At 51.2% G+C, this 2,765-nt stretch carries 5 protein-coding genes; 4 read left to right on the forward strand and 1 reads right to left on the reverse strand.

Annotated elements, in window-relative coordinates; translation table 11 throughout:
* Positions 1–339: tyrosine-type recombinase/integrase (locus tag KG698_RS14975; RefSeq protein ID WP_213686346.1), on the reverse strand; the 339-nt coding region annotated here is incomplete at its 3' end.
* Positions 340–559: 220 nt separating this feature from the next.
* Here KG698_RS14975 and KG698_RS14980 point away from each other — a divergent pair.
* The 4 genes from KG698_RS14980 to KG698_RS14995 all read left to right on the forward strand — a co-directional run bounded on the left by KG698_RS14980 (position 560) and on the right by KG698_RS14995 (position 2,662).
* Positions 560–889 carry a hypothetical protein gene (locus KG698_RS14980; protein ID WP_213686347.1) on the forward strand — a complete coding sequence of 110 codons (330 nt, stop codon included), beginning with the start codon at positions 560–562 and terminating at the stop codon, positions 887–889.
* Between the two features lie 380 nt (positions 890–1,269).
* On the forward strand, positions 1,270–1,803 hold the full coding sequence (locus KG698_RS14985; RefSeq protein ID WP_213686348.1) for a DUF6626 family protein: 534 nt from the start codon (positions 1,270–1,272) through the stop codon (positions 1,801–1,803).
* Positions 1,804–1,874: 71 nt separating this feature from the next.
* The gene (locus KG698_RS14990; RefSeq protein ID WP_213686349.1) at positions 1,875–2,237 is read left to right on the forward strand and encodes a hypothetical protein; all 363 of its coding nucleotides are present in this window, start codon (positions 1,875–1,877) and stop codon (positions 2,235–2,237) included.
* A 23-nt stretch (positions 2,238–2,260) separates the two neighbouring features.
* Positions 2,261–2,662 (forward strand): hypothetical protein, encoded by a 402-nt coding sequence (locus tag KG698_RS14995; RefSeq protein ID WP_213686350.1) that lies wholly within the window; start codon positions 2,261–2,263, stop codon positions 2,660–2,662.
* The last annotated feature ends 103 nt before the right edge of the window (positions 2,663–2,765 follow it).

Genomic DNA, 2,765 nt, shown 5'->3' on the forward strand with positions numbered 1-2,765 from the left:
CTGTGTGCGTAGCTGCGTCTGGAACAGTGCAGTGTGTGGGGACCTATGCCGCACCACTGGGTAATAGTCACGCAACACACGCTGCATTTTGCTGCTTACATATACCCGCCGTGCCGTTCTGCCTTTGGTTTGGCTGGCACGAATGATGAACTGCTCACGCGGCACACCTGATTCGGTGTAGACGTCGCTGATCAAGAGGTGTGCGAGCTCTTTGGCACGCAGGCCCGCATAGACACTGAATTGCACAAGGGTTGCATCACGCACGTTGTTGCGTCGCGTGCGGCAACGGCTCAGCACCAGTTTGAGGTCTCGTTCTGTTAGGGTCTGCGCTTGCTTCATAGCTGATCTCTCACGTTATCTATGCGATCAGTATATGACATAAGACATTGATATCGCGATCGAATTTTGCCACCGCAGCCGTGTCAATGATCACAGTGGGTTAGCTGCAAGGTCGCAGGGAATGCATATTTTATGAGGGTTTTGGGCCTGTATCGCGCAAGGCGTAGCGCGAAAGGATAAATAGATTTGTAAAGAGGGTATGGCTGCAATGCGAAGCACAGTGTCACGGCAGGACTTAGCGGAACTCAACCGCGCACGCTTAGATGCGTGGACTGTGCGTGCTGCTGAGGCGTTGATTGAGCGCTGCACGGCTGTTCAAAAGCAGCTTGCTGCACAACGACAGCTAAGTGCCTGGGATCGTGCATGCATGCGGGAGCTGACTGACATCATTGATCGCATGCGTGCAGAGCTTGTGCGCAGAGAGATCGCGGCGGTCATGCAGTTAGCAGGAGAAAACTACGCTTTTAATGAGCAAGACTTCTGGCGCCGCTACCATGCCCAAGCCAAATCTGCTGGGTCCCTGGGCTCAGCACCTACAAACGAGACATAAGGTTGGCACGCCAGTCATAATCGTGCTGCGAAATCCTGTTCTGATTGAGACGGTAAGCAAGAACTGCTCGTTGTTCACTTCAATGCTGCGTGTGGGCAGAACCCACCGCGATTGTCGTAGCCAATAGACGAACAAGTGAGACGGAGACAACGCTTGGCAACAAGTAACCGTCAAAGCACACAGCGCACGATGCTCACATACATCGCTGGTGCTTGCGTGGTGGCACACTGCAAATGGGATGATCGCAAAACCTGCCCAGCCAGCAATGGTGTGTGTGTATGTGGATGATGGGAACTACAGGAAAAGGCCCAGTCATGCTGACGCTAAGGCAGCGTTGGTATGACGTTGCTATGGAAAAGAGCAGTGATCATTGAATGATCATGACCATAATCATTACAATCAATAGCTTGATAAAAAATGCCATCAAGCGGTGCGTGGCGATAGCCAAAGCACAGCGCAGATGGCTGCTGGTCGCAGAGCGACAAGCACGACAAGGACACAACAACATGGGAATTACACAAAGCATATACGAGGACATCTGTAGGATCAGATATATAAGCACTGATGAGTTCAGCACTGAATGGCTGGGTATGAACCCCAGCTATTTTAGATCCATTAAGGCCAGAGGTATGGAGGCATCAACCAAAGCACTGCTGGTATTGATGGACAAGCTGCATACGCAATCATTGGTTCACAGGTCCAATACACGACATGAACTGCTACTGCGTGTAGCAGGTCAATACAGTGCCTTGGCGCAAGAGGTTGGGCAAGAACTGGCCCTGCGATCAACTGCGGCACCAGCGGCTACGGCATGGGTAAGGACTACACTGCTGAAGATCATCATGGAATTAAACGAGCAGCGATTGGATAAGGAGGCGAACACCTATGATGTGCCACCCATCATTATCTGCTGATTGATAAAATAACTTGCAAAACAAGGCCTGTGTTGCATCCTAAATGCGCAATCAACCTAGAGGACTGACGCATGCCTACATTGCAGGAACTATTTAAGAAATACAATCTCACGCCCAACGCCATGCCCGCAAGTGGGCCTCGCTCCAAACTGCTCTACCAAGCAGATCGTATGCTCAAGGAACTTGCCAGCTATACAGACGTCAGTCAGCTTGATGGCGAGACCACCAAGTATTGGTGGGCACCGCAGGCTGTGAATAGTCACCGCCGCGTTGCCATGCGGTATGGTGGTCAGGTGGTGGATGGCACTGCGTTCTATGTTGAGAACAATATTGCTGCTGTAAAGAAACATATTGAGTACATGCATAAGGTCATCACTGACAGCACTGATGCGACTTGGGCTGAGGAGGAGGCACGGCGGGCAAAAAAGTCGTAACCCGTGTGGTTCACTATCATAAGATGGTCAGCACGGGTGCGCTTTATGAGGAAGCGGTGCGTGCAATGAGCACCTATCGTTCCATGGCAGCTCGTATGCAGAACGCACGTGCAAAAACTCAAGGTCGGCTTGACGGTCGAATGATCCTGCTGAGTGAGCGTATTGGTGAGATGTTGGGTCAGCTGACTGATATGGAACGATCTGCCTTAAGCTGCTGGCGAGATGGGATCATGCCCAATACCTATCGTGTTGACCACGATGCAATCAAGGCTAAGCCATATGTCAGCATTAGGCGTGTGGAACGAAGCTTTGACACGCACGAGACATATGAGGATGTCATTGAAGAGGTCAATGCCAGTCAATTGGCGTTGGGTTCGGCACATTGGCAGCGGCTACGACAAATTGTCAAACGCACAAATGGCTGATGTCGTCGCCGTTGCATATGAATAGGGCAGTAGGCATTGCTCACACTATAGATGCCTACTGCACGCTTCTCGTTGGGCTGTCCTGGGCTTATTTATTGCCCGT

It is taken from the genome of Roseicyclus sp., from assembly GCF_018402035.1.
In the GTDB taxonomy this organism is placed as follows: domain Bacteria; phylum Pseudomonadota; class Alphaproteobacteria; order Rhodobacterales; family Rhodobacteraceae; genus Roseicyclus.

What these genes read in the sequence shown, in the direction of transcription:
- KG698_RS14990 (WP_213686349.1), top strand. Translation starts at nt 1,875, where the DNA reads ATGCCTACATTGCAGGAACTATTTAAGAAATACAATCTCACGCCCAAC.
- KG698_RS14985 (WP_213686348.1), top strand. Translation starts at nt 1,270, where the DNA reads ATGACCATAATCATTACAATCAATAGCTTGATAAAAAATGCCATCAAG.
- KG698_RS14995 (WP_213686350.1), top strand. Translation starts at nt 2,261, where the DNA reads ATGGTCAGCACGGGTGCGCTTTATGAGGAAGCGGTGCGTGCAATGAGC.